General features: G+C 42.2%; 24 protein-coding genes. 9 read left to right on the top strand and 15 right to left on the bottom strand.

The features are described from left to right. Positions 1-540: 540 nt before the first annotated feature. Positions 541-1,359, top strand: a complete 819-nt coding sequence (locus H3V11_RS03215) for a PQQ-binding-like beta-propeller repeat protein (protein ID WP_157784930.1) — start codon at positions 541-543, stop codon at positions 1,357-1,359. 191 nt (positions 1,360-1,550) lie between these two features. Here H3V11_RS03215 and H3V11_RS03220 read toward each other — a convergent pair whose 3' ends face one another. Continuing rightward, positions 1,551-2,966, bottom strand: a complete 1,416-nt coding sequence (locus tag H3V11_RS03220; protein ID WP_198223595.1) for a hypothetical protein — start codon at positions 2,964-2,966, stop codon at positions 1,551-1,553. Positions 2,967-3,224: 258 nt separating this feature from the next. Between H3V11_RS03220 and H3V11_RS03225 the strand changes: the two genes are divergently transcribed. Continuing rightward, complete coding sequence (locus H3V11_RS03225) at positions 3,225-4,241, top strand: MBL fold metallo-hydrolase (RefSeq protein ID WP_198223596.1); 1,017 nt, start codon at positions 3,225-3,227, stop codon at positions 4,239-4,241. Positions 4,242-4,503: 262 nt separating this feature from the next. On the opposite strand, the gene H3V11_RS03230 is transcribed toward H3V11_RS03225, so the two are convergent. The 5 genes from H3V11_RS03230 to earP all read right to left on the bottom strand — a co-directional run bounded on the left by H3V11_RS03230 (position 4,504) and on the right by earP (position 9,579). Next, positions 4,504-5,157, bottom strand: coding sequence for a TetR/AcrR family transcriptional regulator (locus tag H3V11_RS03230; RefSeq protein WP_096765862.1), 654 nt, complete (start codon positions 5,155-5,157; stop codon positions 4,504-4,506). Positions 5,158-5,207: 50 nt separating this feature from the next. Next, the gene (gene murB, locus H3V11_RS03235; RefSeq protein WP_198223597.1) at positions 5,208-6,257 is read right to left on the bottom strand and encodes a UDP-N-acetylmuramate dehydrogenase; all 1,050 of its coding nucleotides are present in this window, start codon (positions 6,255-6,257) and stop codon (positions 5,208-5,210) included. Continuing rightward, positions 6,254-7,639 (bottom strand): MATE family efflux transporter, encoded by a 1,386-nt coding sequence (locus H3V11_RS03240; protein WP_025331609.1) that lies wholly within the window; start codon positions 7,637-7,639, stop codon positions 6,254-6,256. Before H3V11_RS03240 ends, murB begins: the two co-directional genes overlap by 4 nt. A 139-nt stretch (positions 7,640-7,778) precedes the next feature. Continuing rightward, positions 7,779-8,339 (bottom strand): elongation factor P, encoded by a 561-nt coding sequence (gene efp / locus H3V11_RS03245; RefSeq protein ID WP_025331610.1) that lies wholly within the window; start codon positions 8,337-8,339, stop codon positions 7,779-7,781. 43 nt (positions 8,340-8,382) lie between these two features. Next, positions 8,383-9,579, bottom strand: coding sequence for an elongation factor P maturation arginine rhamnosyltransferase EarP (gene earP / locus H3V11_RS03250; protein ID WP_232335739.1), 1,197 nt, complete (start codon positions 9,577-9,579; stop codon positions 8,383-8,385). A 420-nt stretch (positions 9,580-9,999) separates the two neighbouring features. Between earP and gyrA the strand changes: the two genes are divergently transcribed. The 3 genes from gyrA to H3V11_RS03265 all read left to right on the top strand — a co-directional run bounded on the left by gyrA (position 10,000) and on the right by H3V11_RS03265 (position 13,852). Further along, positions 10,000-12,603: a DNA gyrase subunit A gene (gene gyrA / locus H3V11_RS03255; protein WP_084551383.1), complete on the top strand. Its 2,604-nt coding sequence runs from the start codon at positions 10,000-10,002 to the stop codon at positions 12,601-12,603. A 166-nt stretch (positions 12,604-12,769) separates the two neighbouring features. Next, on the top strand, positions 12,770-12,967 hold the full coding sequence (locus tag H3V11_RS03260) for a (2Fe-2S)-binding protein (protein WP_078475503.1): 198 nt from the start codon (positions 12,770-12,772) through the stop codon (positions 12,965-12,967). A 243-nt stretch (positions 12,968-13,210) separates the two neighbouring features. Next, the gene (locus tag H3V11_RS03265) at positions 13,211-13,852 is read left to right on the top strand and encodes a rhodanese-like domain-containing protein (RefSeq protein WP_084551382.1); all 642 of its coding nucleotides are present in this window, start codon (positions 13,211-13,213) and stop codon (positions 13,850-13,852) included. 269 nt (positions 13,853-14,121) lie between these two features. Here H3V11_RS03265 and H3V11_RS03270 read toward each other — a convergent pair whose 3' ends face one another. From H3V11_RS03270 to H3V11_RS03280, 3 genes are all read right to left on the bottom strand, one after another. Further along, a complete protein-coding gene (locus H3V11_RS03270) occupies positions 14,122-14,529 on the bottom strand; it encodes a GNAT family N-acetyltransferase (protein WP_084551381.1) in 408 nt (135 codons plus the stop codon). 112 nt (positions 14,530-14,641) lie between these two features. Continuing rightward, on the bottom strand, positions 14,642-15,154 hold the full coding sequence (locus H3V11_RS03275; RefSeq protein WP_174830779.1) for an NAD(P)H-dependent oxidoreductase: 513 nt from the start codon (positions 15,152-15,154) through the stop codon (positions 14,642-14,644). A 124-nt stretch (positions 15,155-15,278) separates the two neighbouring features. Continuing rightward, positions 15,279-15,707, bottom strand: a complete 429-nt coding sequence (locus H3V11_RS03280; RefSeq protein ID WP_198223598.1) for a MerR family transcriptional regulator — start codon at positions 15,705-15,707, stop codon at positions 15,279-15,281. Positions 15,708-16,070: 363 nt separating this feature from the next. Here H3V11_RS03280 and H3V11_RS03285 point away from each other — a divergent pair, with 363 nt between their 5' ends. The 4 genes from H3V11_RS03285 (at position 16,071) to H3V11_RS03300 (ending at position 19,880) form a co-directional block, all read left to right on the top strand. Next, positions 16,071-17,639, top strand: a complete 1,569-nt coding sequence (locus H3V11_RS03285) for a hypothetical protein (protein WP_198223599.1) — start codon at positions 16,071-16,073, stop codon at positions 17,637-17,639. Positions 17,640-18,231: 592 nt separating this feature from the next. Continuing rightward, positions 18,232-18,630, top strand: coding sequence for a cupin domain-containing protein (locus H3V11_RS03290; protein WP_198223600.1), 399 nt, complete (start codon positions 18,232-18,234; stop codon positions 18,628-18,630). Positions 18,631-18,660: 30 nt separating this feature from the next. Further along, positions 18,661-18,987, top strand: a complete 327-nt coding sequence (locus tag H3V11_RS03295; protein ID WP_198223601.1) for a carboxymuconolactone decarboxylase family protein — start codon at positions 18,661-18,663, stop codon at positions 18,985-18,987. 149 nt (positions 18,988-19,136) lie between these two features. Then, positions 19,137-19,880, top strand: coding sequence for an SDR family oxidoreductase (locus H3V11_RS03300; protein ID WP_084565262.1), 744 nt, complete (start codon positions 19,137-19,139; stop codon positions 19,878-19,880). A gap of 322 nt (positions 19,881-20,202) precedes the next feature. On the opposite strand, the gene H3V11_RS03305 is transcribed toward H3V11_RS03300, so the two are convergent. Genes H3V11_RS03305 through H3V11_RS03330 form a run of 6 tightly spaced genes read right to left on the bottom strand, consistent with a single transcriptional unit; the run spans position 20,203 to position 25,533 of the window. Next, entirely contained in the window at positions 20,203-20,625 is a 423-nt protein-coding gene (locus tag H3V11_RS03305; RefSeq protein WP_041881260.1) for a F0F1 ATP synthase subunit epsilon, read from the bottom strand. A 10-nt stretch (positions 20,626-20,635) separates the two neighbouring features. Beyond that, entirely contained in the window at positions 20,636-22,033 is a 1,398-nt protein-coding gene (gene atpD, locus H3V11_RS03310; RefSeq protein ID WP_025331622.1) for a F0F1 ATP synthase subunit beta, read from the bottom strand. Between the two features lie 33 nt (positions 22,034-22,066). Further along, entirely contained in the window at positions 22,067-22,942 is an 876-nt protein-coding gene (atpG, locus tag H3V11_RS03315; protein ID WP_025331623.1) for a F0F1 ATP synthase subunit gamma, read from the bottom strand. Between the two features lie 24 nt (positions 22,943-22,966). After that, the gene (gene atpA / locus H3V11_RS03320) at positions 22,967-24,511 is read right to left on the bottom strand and encodes a F0F1 ATP synthase subunit alpha (protein WP_025331624.1); all 1,545 of its coding nucleotides are present in this window, start codon (positions 24,509-24,511) and stop codon (positions 22,967-22,969) included. A 10-nt stretch (positions 24,512-24,521) separates the two neighbouring features. Continuing rightward, positions 24,522-25,058: a F0F1 ATP synthase subunit delta gene (locus tag H3V11_RS03325; protein ID WP_078475494.1), complete on the bottom strand. Its 537-nt coding sequence runs from the start codon at positions 25,056-25,058 to the stop codon at positions 24,522-24,524. Between the two features lie 4 nt (positions 25,059-25,062). Continuing rightward, positions 25,063-25,533, bottom strand: a complete 471-nt coding sequence (locus tag H3V11_RS03330) for a F0F1 ATP synthase subunit B (RefSeq protein ID WP_078475493.1) — start codon at positions 25,531-25,533, stop codon at positions 25,063-25,065. Between the last annotated feature and the right edge of the window lie 19 nt (positions 25,534-25,552).

Here is a 25,552-nt window from a genome sequence, read left to right on the forward strand (position 1 = left end):
CAGGCAGCAGCATCAGCACAGCATTACTAATTTTTACTCAAAAATTATTATAAAAAACATTAGCTTGAACTAATAAAATCATCCAAATCTGTCAAATAACTGTATATGTTTATTTTTGCTATTGCTGAGTTTCGCCTTTGATATTTATTTTATATCGCTAATTTCGTATTTCTGTATTTTCTGTTTTTTATATACGCTTTTGACAGGCTTTATTCATGCATTATTCGGGCATTTAAATTTCAGAGAATGATGATGGCAAATTATGAATCATTTATTTCTGACTCTTGCCCAGAAAATAGCTATACCGGCTTTCGCTTTAAGTAAGCCATAGCATTGCAGAAACAAAAGCTAAGCAATTTTTGCTTAGTAAGCTTAAGCATGAATAATGGCCATTAGCAATTTCTCAGCTATTCTGAGTGTTATGGTGTTCACATTTTCTTTAGCTTTTAGCGGGTACTCATGATGAAAAAAATCTCTTTATATTCCATTGCTTTTGCTTGTTTTACTTTATGTACTTTATATCTATACGGAAGGAGCGATATGGTCAGCTCAACAACCCGAGCAACTGCATCCAATACGTCAGCAAATAATACTACCAGAGCAGCTGCATCCAAAACATCAGCAGATAATACTGCCGGATTAACCACTGTAGCAACTTCTTTTAGTGCGCCCACCGGTATTGCTTTTGATAGCTCAAATGCCATGTATGTTACCAACTGGTCTGGCAATTCAATTACTAAAATAACTGCGGACGGTGAGCGTAAAACTATTTATTCCAATATTTCTTCTCCTGCCGGTATTGTAATTGATGCAGAGGATAATATTTACGTATCATCATACAGTGATGACTATATTCTCAAAATAACTGCTGACGGCAAAGCTGAAAAAATTTCTGATGGCTACCATACTCCGACAGGTATTGCTTTTTCCAATTCGGGAAATTTACTGATTACCAACCGCTCCACCGGAGAAATTGTGTCTCTTGATTTAAACAACCGTCGCAAGGAAATTATTGCACGCGGTCTATCCACTCCGGTTGGTGTAACACAGTTACCGGATAACAGTTTGGTTGTTTCCCAGTATAGTGGTCGCCTGACCTTAATCCGCCCGAATGGTCAGCAAACAGAGCTGGGCAAAGACTTCAACCGGCCGGGAGTAGGTATTGTCACCGTTTCGCCAAATGTGGTTGCCGTGATTGATAATGGCGCTGATATGGTACGCACAGTTGATATTAAAACCGGGACTGTACGTAAATTAGTTACCTCTTTACCGGGAGCAGTAGCATTGGCCTTACATAATAATCGCTATTACATAGGTACATGGCAGGATGGCACTGTTTATGCTTTTAATCCTAAATAGTTCAAACCAGACATTAGTTTCAATAACTGTTCAAACCAGTTTCTAAAACAAAACCTGAATGGCTTTCATTCAGGTTTTGTTTTTACATAAGCATCTTTTAATCATCAGATACCGATCCGGAAATTTCCTGATCACAGAATTGTTACATATGTATTTCCGGCTATCTGACAAATAAAATAGTTTTTAAACAACTATAGATTTGCCAGTGCTCTGCTCATTTCAGCAATGTCTCCGCGCATATGAGACCAAAGATTAGTACGTGCCTCATCTAACTGCTCATCACGACTAAGCAATGTACCTTTTGTATATGCCGTATATTTTCTGGGAACATGTCCGTCAAACCAGTAATAGGTTTGTGATGAAGTACTTTTCCCACTGTAGCTGCGGTTTAATTCATACAATCCGCTTGTGTGCACCTCAGCATTCATCACCGCTTCATTAATTGTCTTCACACTATATTGTTTGAAATAAAAATCTTCATAAATAGACTGATCAACCATATTGCCATTTTCATCAGCAACTTTTTTCGTGCCCACTTTCAGATTTTCATATTTATCATCCGTCTCAATATTTTCCTTATACTGCTGAAAATGATTGCGGGTCATACTTACATCAATCACCAGATTAGCCGCGCTCGGGCTGGTTACAAAGCTGACATAGCTTTTTTGCAGCACTACACTTATCTGGTAAGTCAGAAATTCATTCCCGTAGATATATATCTGTACCTGTCCTTTACGTTCATATACACCAGCCTGTCTGGTAGAATCTTTATAGGTGTTACCATAAGGACTGTACACATCACTGGCTGCACGGAACAAAGCCGCTGCCTGCCGGTATTCACTCAGAAGTCTTGCTTTGCGCACAATACCCTGCGCTTCCTGATAGTGACTTTCCGCTTCAGCAGTACGCCATTTTTTTTCATAAATAGCGGCTAATTTGGCGCTGTCCTTATAATTGCCCAAAGGCAGATACACATCATAAGCTTTGCGGAAATTATCCGCTGCCTGTTTATAATTTTTGTCTCTGACATTAGCCTGTGCTTCGGTGTAATATTCCTGAGCAGCAGTTTTATAATACATGTTCTGATTATCTTCAGCGCGCTTTTTAATATCCTTATAATTAAAATATTCATAGCCTTGCCGGTATAATTTGGCCTTGCGCAAATAATCAGCACTGTTTGCAGCAACAATTGCATTAGCCTGCTGATAGAACTGTATAGCCAGAGATTCTTTCAGACCGTCTACTGTATACAGACTTAAATACTTTTCAAGATAAGGGCTGTAACTTTTATCTTCCAGCTCGGTTTTTATCGTCAGTAACAGCTGATAGCTTTTAATCCGTAATTCATAATCAGAAACGGCAGCCTGCTGAATGTTTTTCTGCGCCATTTCCACCAGACCGCCAACGGTAACCTGCAAATACAGAATATCCTTGTCTTTCCATGGCTTATTCTTTTGCTCAAGCTTCTTAGCCTTAGCGTTGAAATTATTAGCCAGAACTTTCACTCCACCTACATAATCACCGGTTTTGAACTTGTCCTCCGGTTTAACCGGTAATGTACAGCTTGCCAACAACAGACATAAAAAGACCAGTAAAATTTTTTTCATTTATCGATCTCCAGAGGCGCGAAAACAAGCGCATGATTAAATACAAAAGGCGCATATTAACACTCCTTAACAAAACAGACAAATGCCTTTACTTTTATCTTGATTTCCTTCTGTGCATAACATCATCCCACCGTCACAATTTCGATATATCCAACCCGAATGATTGATAATTAAGTTAAAATAGAAACTGCAAACAGCATTAAAACATTTAAACTGATAATATATTGCTGTAGCTGTATCAGCTAAAGACAACAGATAATGCTATTTAAGAAAAGAAACCCATATTACAATCCGGCTAAAAGTCATCATACACCTTATGGTTTCTGCAATCTGGAACCTACAGTCATCAAACCCCTGGAAGTCTGTCGCTGGAACTGGGAAAGGCATATCCATCATTTGCCTAAGCCACCGCAAAACGGATATGAGCGTTTTGCGAGCGACTGGTATCAGCAACCGGACTTTACACTGAGCGGCAACCGGCTATGGTGGATCAACCATGCCACACTGCTCATACGTTTACAGCAATGTACCATTATTACCGATCCGGTATTTTCACAGCGGGTATCACCAGTAACATTTGCCGGCCCCAAACGCCGTACTCAGCCTGCAGCCAGTATTGCCCAACTGCCTTCAGTGGATGTTATCGCATTGTCACACAACCATTACGATCATCTGGATAAGGCAAGTATCCGCCAGTTAGCCGAACGTTTTCCGTCCATCACTGCCGTTGTTCCCCTAGGTTTGAAAAATAAACTGGAACGTATGGGCGTACGTAATGTCATTGAACTGGACTGGTGGGAACAGGTGACGATTAAAGATATCCGGTTTCATGCTGTACCGGCACATCACTGGAGCCAGCGCGGCATTTTCGACCGTAATCATACTCTGTGGTGTGGCTGGATAATGCAGACGGCCGCGGGAAGTACTACCTATTTCAGCGGAGATACAGGTTTCAGCGAGATTATGTTCCGGCAGATTGCCGAGCGATTTGCCCCGATAGACATGGCTGCAATCCAGACAGGAGCTTATGCACCCCGCTGGTTTATGCATAATCAGCACATAGATCCTTATCAGGCAGTAACAATTTTTCAAATACTACAATGCCGTCAGGCAGTTGGCATGCACTGGGGTGCATTTGAACTGGCAGATGAACCCATAGATGAACCACCACAACTACTAGCTCAGGCCTGTGCACAACAGCAACTGGACAACAGCCGTTTTGAAAGTATAAAAATGGGAGCCAGCCGTCCCACTCCTGATTTAATTAAACAATAATAAGAAATTTCATCCCCAGCATATCGTTCTGAACGGAACTCACAGATTGTAAAATAAAAAATATTATCTTAATTTTATTTAAATTTCAGTCTGCTACACCTGAAATACGGACTAACCAATTGATTGCCGTAGTAATCAGTGCAACTTTATAAATAAGCGTGCAGAAATAGTATAGTTTCTTAACTTGAACAAATGAATACTGATAAAAACTATCGCATTAAAAATTCTGTTTAAGCTAAACCACTTTTAATTATTTTTATTTTCACACCTGATTACGCAAATCATTCATCATGCGACTGAATTCTTCTCGGTAGGCAGGGGCAACATAAGGTCGTAACAGAGTCAGAGTCTGGTGAGTACCACGAAATTTAGAAGCTTCAGTCAGTTTGCGTTCATACAAAGCACTGTCATAATCACACCAATATTTGGTAATCAGCCAGATATTCACCGCCATTTCCTTGCGGGCAACTTCGTCTGTTTGTATAAAACCAATATCAGTCAATTGCTGCAAGAGATTTTGCAGTAACGGTGATACACGAACCCGGGTGAAATTATTGTGTTCACCCAATAATTCGGCACTGCGTGAAAGCATTGCATTTAAATCACTGAATAAAAAACGGTATTGCCACATTACATCATAAACACCAAGCATATAGTTCTTAATCGCTTCTGTGTCCTGTGGCGGACTGACCTGCTGCAGATAACACAGCAATTTCTCACTGTAGCGCTTGAATAACTGCATAATAATTTCATCTTTATTACGAAAATGATAATAAAGATTGCCCGGACTGATGCCCAGAAAAGATGCAATATGATTAGTGCTGATGTTGCGTTCACCCTCTTCATTAAACAGTTTCAGACTGGCATCAATAATGCGGTTATACGTATTGGGGCGTGATTCTTTCACCATATTAATTTCTTTCTGATTATGCAGTTTATCACCGGGCAAAGCATACAGATATTCTCTTAACCAGCCGCATGCGGCAAAACTTCCGGCAGCCAGACCGGTTCCGGTTCGAGCAATACCTGAAAATGCTGTGCTACACAGTTACGAACATATTCAGCCAGAGCAACTACATCGGCCGCGCTGGCCTGTTTTTTATTAACCAACACCAAAGCCTGCTGTTCATGAACTGCCGCACCGCCAAGCTGATAACCTTTCAGGCCGCACTGGTCTATCATCCAGCCTGCTGCCAGCTTTACCTGCCCGTCAGGCAGTGGATAATGCGGCAAAGCCGGATATTGTTTTAATAGACTTTCTGCCAGTTCAGCCGCCACAACAGGATTTTTAAAAAAACTACCGGCACTGCCAAGCACTCGCGGATCAGGCAGCTTCTGCCGGCGGATACGACACACTGCCTGTGCAACGATACTGGCGGTTAGGGCTTGTCCCTGTGCCAGCTCTGTGGCCACCTGAGCTAAATCACCATAATGCAGTTGTGGTGTAAAACTGCGGGATAATACAAACCGTACCGCCACAATGACATAACGCCCTTGCCGTTCATGCTTAAATACACTGTCCCGGTAAGCAAAGCTGCATTCATTCCGGCTGAGCCAGCACAGTTGCTGACTTTCAAGATCAAAACATTGTACAGCCTCAATACAGGATTGTACTTCAACACCATAAGCGCCGATATTCTGTACGGGTGCCGCCCCTACTGTACCCGGAATCAGACTCAGATTTTCCAGGCCGCACCAGCCCTGTTCCAGCGTATACTGAACAAATTCATGCCAGTTTTCACCAGCCGCAGCTTCTACGATAACCTGTACACCATCATCCGTCACCAGCCTGATACCACGATTGGCCATACGCACCACCAGTGCCGGATAATCCGCACAAAACAGAATATTACTCCCGCCACCCAGCCACAGCACACTTTGCCGTTCAAACTGAGGCAGTGCCAGAATATCCGGCAACTGTTCAGTATTCGTTAATGTGACCAGCCAGCGTGCCCGCACCGGCAGAGCAAAAGTATTTAGCGGTTGTAAATCTGCATGTTCAATCACATTTATCATGATTTGCCTTCTGCATCTGTCAGCATAAATTTTTCACTTTTCCGGTGCAGATACCACACCAGTGCCACAGCCGCACCTGTCAATGCCAGCACCAGAGCCAGCCAGAAACCATAAAGCGCCATACCGAAATACAAACCAAACAGACAGCCGAAACCCAGACCCAGCCCCCAGAAACTGAATGCATGAATCACCATTGGAATCTTAGTCAGCTTATAGCCGCGCAAGGCATAGGAAGCAATTGTCTGTGTAGCATCAGACAACTGGAAAACTGCTGCAAAAATCAACAGCGTACCGCCCAATAAAATCACTTCCTGATCAGCTGTATATAAGCCTACCCAGAAATGCCGGAACAAGAGCAGCATGATCCCGGTAAAGCAGGCACCAAGCAGACCCATACATAAACCTACTCCGGAAACAAAGCGGGCACGCTGCCAGTTACGTGCTCCGACTGCCTGACCCACACATACAGCCAGCGCAATGCCCACACTTTGCGGCAACATATAAATTAAAGAAGTAATACTGATTACTACCTGTTGCGCTGCCACCTGAGTGACCCCGAAACGGGCAATCAGCAAACTAATAAAAGTAAACAGGCTCACTTCCAGAAAAAACGACATTCCGATCGGAATACCCAGACGCAACAAAGAAGCCTGTGTACGCCAGCGCGGCCACTCAAAGCGCGCAAACAGAGCAAAAGGGGCAAAATACCGCTGCCGTATAATATATATGCCTAGTGCAATGGCATTCAGCCAGAAACAGATAGCTGAGGCCAGACCACAGCCGGCTCCTCCCATCTGCGGCATCCCGAATTTTCCGTAAACAAAAATATAATTAAGCGGAATATTCAGCAATAGTGCAATCAGACTCACCACCATAATAGGTTTGGGGCGGTTTAAAGAAGAGGCAAAAGCATAAAATGCCCGGTGAATCATCGCTGCCGGCATACCCAGTGCAATATAGAATACAAACTGACCAAATACTGCATCCACATATGCACCCATATTCAGCCAGTGCTGCATTGGTATAATCATTGCCCACAGCAACAGCATACCCAGAACACCGAGAAACAGTCCGAACCATATTCCCTGCCGTCCCTGCTCTCCGATTTCCGTTGTTTTACCGGCACCGTATAACTGTGCCAGTATTGGCTGTAATGCCGTCATCACTCCCAGAAAAGTAATATACAGCGTAATAAATACATTCGAACCCAGAGCCACACCGGCCAGGTCGTTGGCACTGGCATGACCGGCCATTACAGTATCGACTACACCTACACCTACCTGCGCTACCTGTGCAATAAGAATCGGCAACGCCAGCCGCAGCAATCTGCGACATTCAGCCAGCAACTCGCCCCGGCCGTGCTGATTCAGTTCAAACAACATGTTTCACCTACAAAATTAAACAATACAAACAACAAAATACCGTAGATCATCACATTCATCAGGCAGTTTACTGCTGCTATGCCAACAATAAAACAGGCTGCCTGAAATCATTCAGACAGCCTGCCAGCAAGAAAATCAGTTAAGCGCGTTTACGGAATTCAAAAGTACGTGAATCAATTTCCACTTTATCGCCATTTTCAATATAAGCAGCTACCTGAATCTCGGCACCACCTACCAAACGTGCATTTTTCATTACTTTGCCAGAAGTGTCACCTTTTACTGCCGGTTCAGTATATTCCACTTCACGCACGATAATAGTAGGCAGTTCTACAGAAATAGCGCGGCCGTCATAGAACGTTACTTCGCATTTTTCTTCCATGCCGTCTACAATAAACTTGATGGCATCGCCGATGTTTTCTGCTTCCACTTCATACTGATTGAATTCATCATCCATGAAAACATACATCGGATCAGCAAAATAGCTGTAAGTGCACTGTTTGCGATCCAGCACTACCACATCAAATTTTTCATCGGCTTTATAAACCGTTTCTGTAGCAGCACCAGTCAGCAGGTTTTTCAGTTTCATTTTTACCACGGCAGCATTACGACCGGATTTATTGTATTCGGACTTCTGCACCACCATCGGATCATTGCCCACCATAAATACATTACCCGGGCGCAATTCTTGTGCGGTTTTCATCTTTAATCTAACTTCCAAAAATGTTCAGCAAATAATAAGTATATTATTTTAGCGGAAGATGGCTGAATCTGGCTAGTTTTTCCAGCGCATTGTCCTGCCTATGCAGCATTTCTGACCACGCAGCGGCTGATTTTACCCAACTTTGCCAATGCGCGCACAAATACTGCCAAGCCTGTTCACGTTTTAACGAACTCACAGCCCCTGCACCGTTCAGATCATCCGACAAAACAGTAAACGCCTGTCTGAGCTCTGCCGGCCAGCCTTGCATCGCCTTAAACCAGAATGAATGCAGCTTTTGCAGATGGACATCATCATCCTGACGGTAAATATGCCAGAAAAACGGTAATCCTGCCCATAATGCCCGGACAAAACTGTCTTCACCGCGCACAATAGCCGCATCTGCCAGCCACAGCAAACGGTCAAAGGCCGCCTGTGGTACAAACGGAATACGTACCAGCGTCACATTCCCCAGCTCACAGCTATCCCCTTCCTGCTGCAGCTCCTCCGGTGCAATTAATTTTGCCGCACGTAAACTTTCAATGACCTGTCCGCCGGCGAGCCACAACGTTACCGGCGTATCCGCCTGCTGCCACATAGCCATCCATTGTGCCCACTGACCGGAAGTATAAGCAAATACCAGCCATAACTGCCCTGTATACTGTAACGGCAAACCATATTCCAGCCTGAATGCCTGCTGAAGTTGCGGCTGTTGTCTGAATTTTTCCCGCTCAGCCAGATAATCCGGTTCCCGTAACAAACCGCCACTGTCCGCATCAATACCCATAAACCAGAAATACTTTTCCAGACCATTAGGCTGCAACGATGACATAGCATGTAAACCAACTGCCCAGTCTTCGGCGGTCAGATACTCCCAGTTCAACCACAATGGCCGGCACTGCCTCATTCTTTCCAATACCTGAGGCGGGAGCTCACAACCAAACGTTTCTATTACCAATACCGGATCGGCAGCAGCAGACAGCTGTTGCTGCATCATGGCATCGCCCTGCCATGCTTCGATAGTAATCCGTGCCTGTTTTTCCGGTGCCGGCACTAGCTTATTAAGTGCATCAGTATCATCAATCCACAAACGCACATGCATGTGCAGATATTCAGCCAGCAGACAGCTTAGCCGCCAGCCTACGCCTGCATCACCATAATTATCAATTACCCGTACAAATACCCATGCCTCTGCCATAGACTCATCCGACAGCATAGTTTCAGGTAAATTTAAAACATGCATTAAAATTTCCTTACAGACAGCACAACTTACTCACACATTCTCACCATTTATCCTTTTGTCAACCATAAAACAGACTTGACAAACTGATTTTATCCACATGAATTAAGCAACGCATACTGAACCCTATAAAAAGCAAAAATAGCTGCACACATGCAACTTATTTTTATATATATTTGTTTTTAAACAATTTTATTTTAAGGCTTATTTTTTAAGCAAGCACATCCAAGTCTTGATTTATAGGCAATTATGCACGCTCATCTTTCATTTTCCACAGATTTATCCACAAATATTGTGGGCATATCTTTAACCCCTTTAACAACAAGGTTTTTTATGCCAGATCATCTGCGTCATGAAAAATAATCAGAAACTAATCACCATTATGGTAAAATAAACCATGCTCTCTAAAGTAGTAAAGCCATTATGTCTGATGCACTTTTTGCCAAAGAAACCATAGCAGTATCACTTGAAGATGAAATGCGCAGTTCCTATCTGGATTACGCCATGAGCGTGATTGTAGGACGAGCCCTTCCTGATGTACGCGATGGGCTGAAACCGGTTCATCGTCGTGTGCTGTATGCAATGAACGAAGCGAATAACGACTGGAACCGGCCTTACAAAAAATCTGCGCGCATTGTCGGCGATGTTATTGGTAAATACCATCCGCACGGCGATACAGCAGTTTACGATACTATCGTACGTCTGGCGCAGGATTTCTCCATGCGTTATCTGCTGGTCGACGGACAGGGTAATTTCGGTTCCGTTGATGGCGACAGTGCAGCGGCTATGCGGTACACCGAAATCCGCATGACAAGAATTGCGCATGAGCTAATGGCTGATATCGAACAGGAAACTGTTGACTTTGTCCCGAATTATGACGGCAAAGAACAAGAGCCGGCGGTATTGCCAACACGTATTCCGACATTACTGATTAATGGTTCTTCCGGTATTGCCGTCGGTATGGCTACCAACATTCCGCCGCACAATATTAACGAAGTAATAGGCGGTGCCAAAGCTCTGCTGGCTAATGAAAACCTCAGTATTGACGAGCTTATCGATCTGATTCCTGCCCCGGATTTTCCGACTGGCGGTATTATTTACGGACTTTCAGGCGTGCGTGAAGGTTATCGTACCGGTCGCGGTCGCGTCATTATTCGTGGTAAAACCCATATCGAACCTATCGGGCATCATGATGAACGCGAAGCAATCATCATTGATGAAATTCCGTATCAGGTAAATAAAGCCAGACTAGTCGAAAAAATCGGCGAACTGGTACGCAATAAAATTCTCGAAGGTATTTCAGACCTGCGCGACGAGTCGGACAGATCCGGCATGCGTGTGGTTATTGAGCTCAAACGCAATGAAAATAGCGAAGTTGTTCTTAATCAGCTATATAAATTAACTCAGCTTCAGGACAGTTTCGGCATCAATATGGTGGCTCTGGTAGACGGTCAGCCGCGCCTGCTGAACCTGAAACAGATTCTGAATGAATTTCTGCGTCACCGTCGCGAAGTTGTTACCCGGCGTACCATGTTTAATCTGCGTAAAGCACGTGAACGCGGACACTTGCTCGAAGGTCTGGCAGTAGCTCTGTCTAATGTCGATGAAATCATTGCCCTGATTAAATCGTCTCCTACCCCTTCAGAAGCCAAAATCGCTTTAACCTCACGGGCATGGCGTCCTGATCTGGTTAAAAACATGCTCGTACGTAGCGATATTGATGCAAAATTGATCAAGCCTCAGAATTTACCGGAAAATACCGGTCTGAGTGCTGACGGCTATTTCCTCTCCGACGCACAGGCTCAGGCCATTCTCGAAATGCGCCTGCAACGTCTTACCGGTTTGGAACAGGATAAAATTGTCGATGAATACAAAACTATCCTTGATAATATTGTCGACTTACTTGATATTCTTGCCAAACCGGCTCGTATCAACCAGATTATTCATGATGAGCTGACCGCCATCCAGCAACAATTCGGGGATGAACGTCGCAGCGAAATCAACACTTTTGGTGGCGACATTGCCGATGAAGACCTGATACCGAAACGTGACATGGTGGTTACATTGACTCACGGCGGCTATATCAAAACCCAGCAGGCAGATGACTATCAGGCACAACGGCGTGGCGGTCGCGGTAAACAGGCAACTGCCACCAAAGATGAAGACTTTATTGAAACTCTGTTTATCGCCAACACACACGACTACCTGCTGTGTTTCACCAGTCTGGGTAAATGCCACTGGATTAAAGTATACAAACTGCCTGAAGGCGGCCGCAACAGCCGTGGGCGGCCGGTTAACAACCTGATTCAGCTTGAAGAAGGTGAAAAAATTAACACCATTCTGCCGGTACGTGAATTCAGCGAAAATGAATACGTCTTTATGTGTACCGAACAGGGTATCGTCAAGAAAACATCACTAATCGATTTTTCACGTCCGCGCTCAGCTGGCATTATCGCCCTCGGACTGGATGAAGGTGACCATCTGATTGGTGCGGTTAAAACTGCCGGTAAACACGACATCATGTTGTTTTCCAATGGTGGTAAAGCAGTCCGTTTCAGTGAAGACAATGTTCGTCCGATGGGACGCAGTGCCCGCGGTGTACGCGGCATGAAACTGGCTGAAAATAACCAGGTAATCAGCCTGCTGGCCTATGATGCTGAAGAAGATAGCGACAAACTGGTACTGACCGCCACAGCCAACGGCTTTGGTAAACGTACTGCTGTTGATGACTACCGTCGTTCCGGCCGTGGTACTCAGGGCGTAATTGCCATCGATACCGGTGAACGTAATGGTGACCTGGTAGCCGCTACACTCGTAGCCGACAGCGACGACCTGATGCTGATTACCAGTGGCGGTGTACTGATTCGTACCAAAGTCGATCAGATCCGTTCCACCGGGCGTGCTGCTGCCGGTGTTAAACTGATTAATCTGGATGAAGGCGAAAAACTGGTCAGTCTGGAACGTATTGCTGAAGCAGAAGAAAACAGCGATAACGAAGTAGATATACTGGATACACCAGAAGCTTAATTCCGACATTTAAAAGCATAAAGCCGACTTTCCCAGTCGGCTTTATTTTTACCGGTATAAACATAATCAGCTTTCAGACAGCATAAATCCACTACTTGATAATAATAATGAAATCCACTATCATCTTTACCTACAAAAGAAACCAAACACACACAAAGGACAAAACATGTACGTTTGTCTGTGCAATGCCATTACCGATCGCCAGATAAAAGAAACTGTTGCTGCCGGCGCCTCAAGTCTCACTGATTTACAGGCTCAGCTTGGTGTAGCCACTTGTTGTGGCTGCTGTGCTGATTTAGCCAGCTCATTCCTGTCCTGCCATCAGGATCGTCAGATTAATTGCACCAAAGCGGATAACACATAAAAATTTGATACTCATACGAATAATTAACCGTTATTTTCTTTACTGCATTCTTTATTTATCAAACATTTCATATTTTTATCTTTTAACTAAATATAGATAACTTACTTATAATTAGTTGCGCTACCCGAATCAACAAAACCATATATTTTACATAAATCAACAAACAGGCATATAAGAACACATAAGCCTTTTGGTTTGTTTATTATGTTCAATGTTTTGTTTTTTACTTAAAGGGAGCAATAAATGAAAAAGAATAATCTGATAAAACACTATTTTCTTACATCAAGCTTAGCGATATTAATTACATTAGCATTACCTGCTACTGCAAAAACCACTACCAGAGTTAATAAAGCTGAAGTTGATCGTTTATCGAATTATTTTATAGCTCAGGATAAATCAGTCAGCAGCAAAATTGATTTTGATGGTTACATGAAATTAGCCGAAGAAGTAAAACAATACAGAGCTAAAAGACTTCTTCCTTTAAACCAATTTTTGGCCAAATCCAAAAATTCAAAAACCATTATTTTGGACTCCAGATCTAAAGAAATGTATGACAGAAAACATTTGAAAGGGGCTATTCATCTGAATTTCTCCGACTATAATCAGATTAGCCTATACAGATTAATTCCAGATAAAAATACAACCATTCTCATTTATTGCAATAATAATTTTATAGATGACCAGGAAAACTTTGCCAGTAAAATGGCAGTAACACCAAAAGACCTGAACGGACTGCCATCTTATCGTAATAAGATCAGTTTAGCCCTTAATATACCTACCTTTATCAATCTATACGGATATGGCTATCGTAATGTTTACGAATTAGGAGATCTCGTTTCTGTTAACGATAAAAGATTAAAATTTGAAGGTAGCGAAGTTAAATAAATCATTTATCCGCACAAATCATTAAACCCATCTATTCTGACTATTCACATGAGTAGTCAGAATAGATGACCGTACTTACTTTTTTCTCTCTGTTGATTGAAACCATACTAAGTTATTAACTTGCAGGCAAATACCAATATCACCTTCAGGAGCAAAACAGGAATCCGCCATCATAGCCCTGCACTTATTTTGTGATTATCGGCCAAACCTGCCTGTCCGGCACCCGGCACGACAAAAGAATAATCAATAGCAACGAACTGTATTTACTATCATAACGGTTTCTTTAAAACCCATGCAGATGTATGAGCAGTAAAACCGATATGACCATAATAGTCGACAGCCTGTGGGGCAGCAATTAAAACAATTCCGGCATTCTCTCCAGTATTTTTCTGAATTTCCCGAATCAACTGCTTACCAATACCCTGCTTTTGATAGCGCTCATCAACAGCCAAATCAGCCAGATAAGTAATATAAACAAAATCAGTTAAACAGCGCGCAATACCTACCAACTTCTGTCCGTCCCATGCTGTAATAATTAAATTTGCATTATTCAGCATAGACTGAAAACGGGATTTATCCGTAATCGGACGCCGTTCCCCCAGACTGCAGTTTCGGTAAAGATTCAGCGTTTCTTCGAGTTCGGGTTTGATATTACAACGGTAAGCAATATTATTCATACATAATACCTCCAGTAAACGAACAAAGTATTAACTTCACATATAGATACAGCAAAAAACTAATTTGTACAGATGAAACCAACTAATAACCCTGTTCAAGGTTCAGCATACTTTAAAATGTGTTTAGAAACTTAATATAATCAGCAGCACTTTGATTGATTGCCTGCGGGGTATTTGTTACTAATGAAACATCTGTATTAGCGCCAAACAAAGAAAATGCACCCTGATAATCTGCTTTAACATAATGTAAAGTCATTTCAAACGGACGCAGAACTGCTGTTAAATCATTAGGTGCCCGATAATCCTGTTCCGAACTTCCCATAGAAACAGCCAGACCGATTTCTCGATCTTTAAGCTGAGTCCCGCGGGAACCATATGCCCATCCGTAGGTTAAAACATCATCAAACCACTGTTTCATTAGTGGCGGGCAGTTAAACCAGTAAACCGGAAATTGCCAGATCAGACTACCATGTGCCTCTACCAAAGCCTGCTCTTTCTCCACATTAATCTTACCGTCCGGATAAGACTGATACAGCTCATGCACCGGAAATTTTTTTACTTCTTCAATCCAGCGTTTATTGACTAAAGAATGTTCAATATCAGAATGCGCTACAATAATCAGTATTTTTTCATTTTATTCCCCTTGGTTGTTTGATTACTAAATATAAATAAAAATTAGCTTATCCGAACATATCCGAACTTAAGTTTACAGTACAGCCTGCACTTTAACCAGACGACAGAGCACAGCATTACAGACTATGGCCGTTGCTGATTAAATATTCAGCAAAACTCACCTGTTCAGATAAAAGACCCTGCTGCCGTCGCTGATACCATTCAATCTTGTCATTCAAAATCTGCAGATGTTTTTGCAGTTTTGCCTGCTGTTGCAAAAAATTATCACGAGTCTGTAACAACAACTCCAGCCGCTCAGTAATAGTTATATCCCCCTGACTGCGCAGCAACACATACTGCTGAAGCTGTTCCATACTCATACCGGTATTTTTCAGATGCAAAATAAAACGCATCCAGTCAACGTCCTTTTCGGTATAGAAACGATGCTGATTGACAGAGCGCTGCGGAGAAATCAGCCCAAGACTTTCATAATACCGGACAGTTGCCGGCGTTAATCCGAATATATCCGCAAAAGCACGGATACTGTATTGTTGTGACTCTGTCATTCTTATTCCCATCACTAAAATAAAGCTCAAACAACTTAAAATATCATTTCATATTAAAAACTAAGTAATAGCAAATCAGGCAAAACAAACAGACTGAGCAATAACTTGCCTGCCTAACCCTTTTAATGCGTAAAATAAAGAATCAATCTGTATAAAAATAGCAATAAGACTTTGATAATGAATAAAAAATATAATTTAAAATAGATATTCAGATAATAATACAGGAAAGCATATGCTTAATATATTGCTAAGGTATAATCAAACCACCACAGCAAAATCAGACAGTACTGGTAACCGTACTTAATTTTTACCAGAGATTAACACCATACATAAAACTCTAAAATATTAAAAATCTGAAAAATAATGGAATACCTGAATAATATTAATTGCCAACACTTTCCATTGGTATGGGATAACCATAAAACCAGTATTTATCAGTTTTTACTTCCTTATCAAAACGCGGATAAACTTCCCGAAACGGCCAAAATTCTGCCTGATCACTCCTTAGATAGTAGAAAAATAAAACCGGCAGCAAGAATGAGGGATGGAATTACAAATTATCATAGTGCCTCTGCAGAACAAAGTTGTGTAGAAAAAATTTTAGCATTACTCACCAAAATAACTGCGCAACCTAATCAATCCGATATTGAAACACTTTACACCCTGGTCCAAACAGAACGGACCTTAAGTTATATTGAAGATTTAACTAAGGAAATACCCAAACTCATTATTGATTTTGATAAATTATACGAATTTATTTATTGGTTAGCACTTAATAGTCCGGATCGTGAAATCATTAAATTCAGTATTGCCATATTAGGATGTTTTACTACCGAACAAACAGAATTATTTTTGTTATTTGGTATGCATGAAGAATTTTCATTATATTCTGCTGGCGCATTACAAAATACACTATCATCTGAAACCGATATTGAAAATGCCTTGCTGACATTAGCAAAAAAAATTGATGGTTGGGGGCGTATCCATATCATTCATCGGTTAGTAACATATCCCTTATCATCATCAACAAAAGACTGGTTACTAAGATCCGGCTATCGAAATAGTTTGATGAATGAATATCTTGCTTACACCTGTGCAATGTCAGGTGAATTAGCTAAAGCTCTAGCGCATAAAACCATTGATAGTGAATTAATCAGCTCCATAAGTGAAATTATTGAAGCGCTGATAAACGGCGGACCCACTCAGGATATGCATAACTATGCTGCTGGTGCTAAAGTATGTCTAAATTATTTAACCCATTTACTCAATCTACCAAATTTAACGGATCTGAAAATATTACGAACCGTTTGGTTATTACACGATTTTGTGGTTAATAAAGTAAACGATTATTATCCTAACTGGGATACGCAAATCAAAAATCAAATAATCAACAAAGCAAATGAGGTTATTAAGCAGGATAAATGGTTAGACTTGATTAAAAATACGCTGACAACTAATGATACGCAACAATTTCAGCTAGCTGCAAACCTTTATACACAATATGGCTTTGATGCATGGGAAGCACGTTTTGAACATCAAAAAAATTATCATAGCGATCAGTGGCCTTATTTACTACTAAGTGATTCATTACCGAGAATAAAGCAAGTTATTCAATTAGCTAATCAACAATATGATTTTGCTAAAATCGCAACAGGCCCTGCATTAATCCATGAATATGAAACAGAAATTGACACACATAATTTATTAGATTTGATTTTACAAGAACTCAATCATTTTCCCGGTGTTGGAGAAGACTTAATATTAATCGGCTTGAATAGCCCAGTAATACTAAACCGCAATATAGCATTAAATACTATAGAGGCATGGGATCGGTCATTTTGGTCAGAAAGAATTAAAACCGCAATTCAAGAACTGGAAATTATTGAACCTGATGAAAAAATTAAACACAGAATTATCACGTTATTAACCTAAAACAATGATTAATAGCCTTATTATTAAAACAATCTTTATAAAATTAATTAATAGTGATGTTTATTACATAGGCAAAACCGTATTAAACAGAACTGACTGCATTAGAGCAGCAAAATAATATCAAAATTATTTTGCCTGCGAATCTGGCAGCCTCACTTAGTGATTTCCTTTACCAAGTAGTGATTATGATGTGGGTTTTATATATGTTCATCCGTTTGCTAAATACTTATTAATTGATAATCCGGCTTCTCTTTTGACTCTTCCATTTAATAATAAGCGGAATCGGAAGCCAACCCAACCAGACTACTAAAACTTTTCGATATGCTGGCAAAAAGTAATAATACAAAGAATAAGAAATTCGAGGCACTAAATATATTTAAATAGCATATTTTTCATCATATCTACGATGAAGACAGATTTCTTCAAACAACTGCTATACTTCTAAAACTAAATCTACAATCTTATAACTTTAATCTTTGCATAATTAAAACTATATCTAAAGTTGATGGTTCTGGTTCAATACAAAATAACTCTTGAGTTAAAGTTAACTTTAAGTTTTATACTCAAATACTGATAACAACAGGAGTAAGCCATGTCTACAGCATTCAAACAGATCTTTCCGCAAGGCAAGATTAATATTAATTATGCACAATATTTTATCGGCCAAAGCTATTTATCTAATTTAGCCGCTATCGATGAACAAATAGATGTCGATGTTAGCAATGTTACTTTTGAGCCGGGCTGCCATAATCACTGGCACAAACATCTGCATGGCTATCAGATTCTGCTTGTTACAGCAGGACAAGGCTGGTATCAGGAAGCAGATAAACCAGCGCGACTGTTAAATCCCGGGGATTCGGTAGTCATTCATGCCGGAGTCAAACACTGGCATGGTGCCACTAAAGACAGCTGGTTCAGCCATATAGCCATTACTAAAGGTCAAAGTGAATGGCTGAAACCGGTAGACAGCAGTGATTACAACAATCTTTAACTTATCTTTTTTAATCTATAGGAGAAAACCATGAAAAAACAGACAGCAGGCCATGATTTATTAGGTGATTTTGCCCCCTTGTTTGCACATTTTAATGATGAAGTACTTTTTGGAGAGGTGTGGTCTCGCGAACAACAATTACCGGCACATCAGCGCAGCATGATTACTATTGCCGCACTGATCAGTGCCGGTAACTTTGAGCAGTTACGGGCGCATTTAAACATCGGACGACAAAACGGTATTACTGAAACTGAAATCGTTGAGATTATCACTCATCTGGCTTTTTATATTGGCTGGCCCAAAGCATGGTCAGCATTTAATCTGGCTAAAGAAATATATCACGATACTAAAAAGTAATCTGTGCAATAATCATCATATCAAACAAATTAATTGTCAGATTATAGACTTATTTGCAAACTATTCTGATTTGTTTGAAGACAGTAAATGCCGGTTTATTAAATTTTCTGCCGGTAATGTTCAATTTTACAATCTGCAAAGGAATAAATATGAGTGTTCAGAATAAGGTTGTTATTATTACCGGTGCATCATCCGGTATTGGTGCGGCAACAGCCCGCTTACTGGCTCGGAACGGAGCTAAAGTTGTTCTGGCAGCACGCCGTGAACAGCAACTGCAATTATTGCAACAGGAAATTACTCAATCTGGCGGTCAGGCAGTTTATCAGGTTACAGATGTGCGCCAACCGGAACAACTGCAGACACTGGTCGAACTGGCACAAAAACATTTTCAGGGCGTTGATGTGATATTCAATAACGCCGGAATCATGCCTAACTCACCAATCAGTGCCGTTCAAACTCAACAGTGGAATGACATGATTGATATTAATCTGAAAGGTGTGCTAAACGGTATAGCTGCAGTGATGCCGATTTTTACTAAACAAAAATCCGGACATATTATTACCACCTCTTCTATAGCCGGTATCAAAAGCTTTATGGGTTGTGGTGTTTATGGAGCCACCAAATTTGCTGTACGCAATCTGATGGAAGTGATCCGGCAGGAAAGTGCAACCGAACAAACCAATATTCGCACCACTACCCTATATCCGGCTGCAATCAATACCGAGCTTTTACAAAGCATTACCGATACTGCTGTTTTACAAAGTATGACTGAACTCTATAAACAGGTAGGCATCAGCCCTGACGCCATTGCGCGCGTAGTAAATTTTGCTATTGAACAACCTGAAGATACCAATATTAGTGAATTAACTATTTATCCGACTAAACAAGCATAGAAGTTGAATGTGATTTACCAACAAGAGTGTAATATCCATCTATTTGAGCCGATATTACACTATTATTACGTTTGCTGATACGGAGTGAATCACGATCATCTATATGCTTTTTTCATATATAACATAGTTTCCTGTATACAATAAAATGTCCAGCATATTCAAATACCATTAAACAACTAAATGATATATATCTAATGAATTCATTGTTGATAACATTCCATTGAATCTGTACAGATATAAAAAGCCCAGACAAATTGTCTGGGCTTTTCAACATCTCAGTCAGGCAATCAGATAGTTATAGATTAATCGCCATCAAAGTTGTTTATTTTCGATGCGTGCGCAAGTAGTCCAGCGTTTTCAGTTGGGCAATTGCCGCAGCTAAAGCCACATGTGCTTTTACCAGAGAAACATCATCTTTGGCTTCATGTATACCTGATTCTGCTGCTTTTTTAGCCTCTTCGGCACGCTGCTGATCCATTTCTTCACTGCGAACGGCCACGTCCGCCAACAGCGTAAGCTTATCCGGCTGTACTTCCAGGACACCACCTGATACGGCTACCAGAATTTCTTCTTTCTGGCCAGGCACTGTCAAACGCAAGGCACCAGGACGCACCAGGCTCATAATGGGTTCATGGCGAGGATAAATACCAAGCTCACCTTCCAGAGTAGGCACAACTACAAAACTTGCTTCTCCGGAGTAGATGCTTTCTTCATTACTCACCACTTCCACTTGCATGGTACTCATCAAGTGCTCCTTAGTTTAGGGTTTTCGCTTTTTCAGCAGCTTCTTCGATATTGCCTACCATGTAGAAAGCCTGTTCTGGCAAGTGATCATATTCACCGCTCAGAATAGCCTTAAAGCCGGCAATAGTATCACGCAGAGATACATATTTACCCGGCGCACCGGTAAATACTTCCGCTACGTGGAAAGGCTGTGACAAAAAGCGCTGAATTTTACGCGCACGGTTTACAGTCAGCTTGTCTTCATCAGACAATTCATCCATACCCAGAATTGCAATAATATCGTTCAATTCTTTGTATTTTTGCAGAGTAGTCTGTACACCGCGTGCAACATCATAATGTTCCTGACCGATTACAGCAGGATCAAGCTGACGGGAAGTGGAATCCAGCGGATCTACAGCAGGATAAATACCTAAAGAGGCAATATCACGGCTCAGCACGACTGTAGCATCCAAGTGGGCAAAAGTAGTAGCCGGAGACGGGTCAGTCAAGTCATCCGCAGGTACATATACGGCCTGAATAGACGTGATAGAACCAGTTTTAGTGGAAGCAATACGCTCCTGTAAGCGTCCCATCTCTTCAGCCAGTGTCGGCTGATAACCCACAGCAGATGGCATACGTCCTAATAATGCAGATACTTCAGTACCGGCTAGTGTGTAACGGTAAATGTTATCGATGAACAGCAATACATCGCGACCTTTACCATTTTCATCTTTTTCATCACGGAAATATTCCGCCATGGTCAGCCCGGTTAATGCCACACGCAGACGGTTACCCGGTGGCTCATTCATCTGACCATATACCATCGCTACTTTATCCAGTACGTTGGAATCTTTCATCTCGTGATAAAAGTCGTTACCTTCACGGGTACGTTCACCAACGCCGGCAAACACAGACAAACCACTGTGTGCTTTAGCAATATTATTAATCAGTTCCATCATGTTGACGGTTTTACCCACACCTGCACCACCGAACAGACCAACTTTACCGCCTTTAGCAAACGGGCACAGCAAATCAATCACCTTGATGCCGGTTTCCAGCAATTCAGTAGAGCTGGAAAGTTCATCAAATTTCGGTGCCTGCTGATGAATAGAACGGGTAGTATCGGTTTTGATTTCACCTGCCTCATCTACCGGGTGACCCAAAACGTCCATAATCCGGCCCAGAGTAGCTGTGCCTACCGGTACGGTAATCGGAGCACCGGTATTGATTACGGCCATACCGCGTTTCAGACCATCGGAAGTACCCATCGGAATGGTACGTACAATACCATCACCCAGTAACTGTTCAACTTCCAGAGTTAAATCAGTATCAACCAGTTTAAGAGCGTCATACACATTGGGGATAGTATCATGCGGAAATTCAACGTCCACTACCGCACCAATGATTTGTACGATTTTGCCTTGGCTCATTATCGCATCCTAAGTTTATTTGACCTGTTCTGCTTAAACAGCAGCAGCACCGGCCACAATTTCTGACAACTCTGTGGTAATCGCTGCCTGACGCGATTTGTTATATATCAGACGCAATTCTTTAATGGCATTACTTGCATTATCAGTAGCAGCTTTCATCGCTACCATACGTGCAGCCTGTTCGGCAGCCATATTTTCAGATAAGGCCTGATAAACCACAGACTCTAAATAACGGCGGACTAAAAATTCCAGCACCTGCTGTGGTGATGGTTCGTATACATATTCCCAGCCGAACTCTTTGCTTTCAGATACTTCATCCAGAACATTCTGACCAATCGGCAACAGGGTTTCCAGACGTGCTTCCTGACGCATAGTATTGATAAAACCGGCATAAACCAGATAAATAGCATCCAGTTTACCTTCGGCATAGCGCTGGAAAATTTCCGTTAACGGACCTAATAATGTAGCTACTTTGGGTGTATCACCCAAACCCACAGCACTGGCAATGACATTCAGACCCACACGGTTACAGGCTGCCAGCCCTTTACCGCCCAGACACACAATCTCTGCATCCAGACCATTCTGCTCACATTCCTGCACCTTATGAAAGAATGCTTTTAAAATATTTGCATTCAATCCGCCGCACAAGCCTTTATCTGTGGTAATAACAATAAAGCCAACACGCTTGCTGTCATTATTACTGCGCAATAAAGGTACATTATGAGTAGAATGGGTTTGTGCCAGATGGCTCATCACCAGACGAATTTTATCGGCATACGGACGCGCCTGACGCATCCGTTCCTGAGTCTTCCGCATTTTAGAGGTTGACACCATCTGCATCGCTTTAGTGATCTTTTGAGTATTCTGAACACTGCGAATTCTGGTGAGAATCTCTTTTCCTACTGCCATTTCAGACTCCTTTCAATAACACGCTTACGCAAAGCTGTAAGACGATTTGAAGGTCTTCATGGCGTTGTCCAATGCTTTGGCATTATCATCGCTCAAAGCGCCGGTTGTATCAATGTCCTGTAACACATTCGGACACTGGGTACGCACATAGCTTAAAAATTCTGCTTCAAAGGCCAATGCTTTTGATACCGGCACATCATCATAAGAGCCGTTATTAATCGCCCACAGTGTCAGCGCCATTTCACCTGTGCTCAGTGTACTGAACTGCTTCTGTTTCATCAGTTCCGTCACAACTTCACCATGACGCAGCTGTTTACGGGTAGCTTCATCCAGATCAGAAGCAAACTGCGAGAATGCAGCCAGTTCACGGTACTGTGCCAGTGCCAGACGAATACCGCCGCCCAGCTTTTTAATGACTTTAGTCTGTGCTGCACCACCTACACGGGATACTGAAATACCGGCATTGATAGCAGGACGAATACCAGAGTTAAACAGGTCTGTTTCCAGGAATATCTGACCGTCTGTAATCGAAATTACATTAGTAGGTACGAATGCAGATACGTCACCGGCCTGAGTTTCAATAATTGGCAAAGCAGTCAGAGAACCGGTTTTACCTTTAACGGCACCTTTGGTCAGTTCTTCTACCTCATGTGCATTAATGCGGGAAGCACGTTCCAGCAGACGTGAATGCAGATAGAATACATCACCCGGATAAGCCTCACGGCCTGGCGGACGACGCAAAAGCAGGGAAATCTGACGATACGCCACAGCCTGTTTAGACAGGTCATCGTATACAATCAGCGCATCTTCACCGTTATCACGGAAATATTCACCCATACTGCAACCGGCATATGGCGCAATATATTGCAGTGCAGCTGCTTCTGATGCAGTGGCAGCAATAATGATGGTGTGATCCATGGCACCATGTTCTTCCAGTTTACGTACTACACTGGCAATGGAAGAAGCTTTCTGACCGATAGCAACATAGATACAGATAACACCGGTATCTTTCTGATTAACAATGGCATCAAGTGCCACGGCTGTTTTACCAGTCTGACGGTCACCAATAATCAGCTCACGCTGACCACGACCAATCGGTACCATTGAGTCAATGGCTTTCAAACCGGTTTGCATTGGCTGATCTACAGACTGACGTGCAATCACCCCGGGAGCAATTTTTTCTACCGGAGCAGTGTGTGTAGTATTAATCGGACCTTTGCCATCGATCGGGCGGCCAAGTGCATCAACTACGCGACCAATCAGTTCACGGCCAACCGGTACTTCCAGAATTCGGCCGGTACAGGTAACTTCGTCACCTTCCTTAATATGTTCTGATTCACCCAGAATCACGGCACCTACAGAATCGCGCTCCAGGTTCATGGCGAGACCAAATGTATTGCCGGGAAACTCGAGCATTTCACCTTGCATCACGTCTGATAAGCCGTGAACGCGCACAATCCCGTCAGTTACAGACATTACAGTACCGCGGGTACGTAATTCTGAATCAACGTTCAGGTTTGCGATTTTAGCTTTAATCAAATCGCTAATTTCAGCAGGATTAAGCTGCATGAAAACTCTCCTAATTCATCAATGCCGTATGCAGGCTGTTTAATCTGCCTTGCACCGACAAATCCAATACTTGGTCACCAACTTCTACTTTTACGCCACCAATCAATTCCGGGGCAACCACCTGACGCGCTTTCAACCGGCTTTTGAAATGGGCTTCCATATCTAAAACGACTTGTGTAAATTGTTGTTCGTCAATGGGATAAGCCGTATATACAGTGGCCTCTTTTATGTCGTTTAGGGACAAAGCATAGTCTTGGAATAACGTATAAATTTCTGGCAAAACTGTTAAGCGTTTGTTCTGCGCTAACAGAAAGATGAAATTTTTTAATTCATCAGCCGGCGTAAAATCCACTAATGACAGGATTTGTTTTGCCTTTTCTGTGTATTCGCATTCCGGCTCGTCAATCAGTAACTGCACTTTAGGTTGCAGAATAATTTCAGCCAGTGTTTTCAGTTCGTCCAACCAAGACTCAATTTGATTCTGTTCTTGTGCCAGACTGAATAATGCCTTTGCATATGGTCTGGCTATGGTTGCGAACTCAGCCATGGGATTACAGCTCCTGTTTCAGGTTCGCTAGTAAATCAGCGTGACGTGAAGGATTAACTTCGCTGCGCAGGATAGATTCGGCACCTTTAACAACCAAATCAGCCACCTGTTGACGCAATGCTTCACGGGCTCTGTTGGCTTCCTGCTCAACATCAGCTTTTGCCTGAGCCATGATACGGGCAGCTTCTTCTGATGCCTGCGTTTTGGCATCTTCAACAATCTGCGCGGCACGCTTTTCTGCATTGGCCACCATTTCGGAGACCTGACTGCGACCCTCGGCTAAGATATCAGCAACGCGTTTTTCCGCCTGAGCAAAATCGTTTTTCCCGCGTTCGGCAGCAGCCAAACCTTCGGCAATTTTGTCGGCACGGGCATCAAGTACTTTGACAATGGGTGGCCATACGAATTTCATCGTAAATAGCACAAACATGATAAAAACGAGTACTTGTGCGATTAGGGTTGCATTGATATTCACGATTAAACCTTTAGAATTT

It is taken from the genome of Snodgrassella sp. W8158 (genome assembly GCF_016100435.1).
In the GTDB taxonomy this organism is placed as follows: domain Bacteria; phylum Pseudomonadota; class Gammaproteobacteria; order Burkholderiales; family Neisseriaceae; genus Snodgrassella; species Snodgrassella alvi.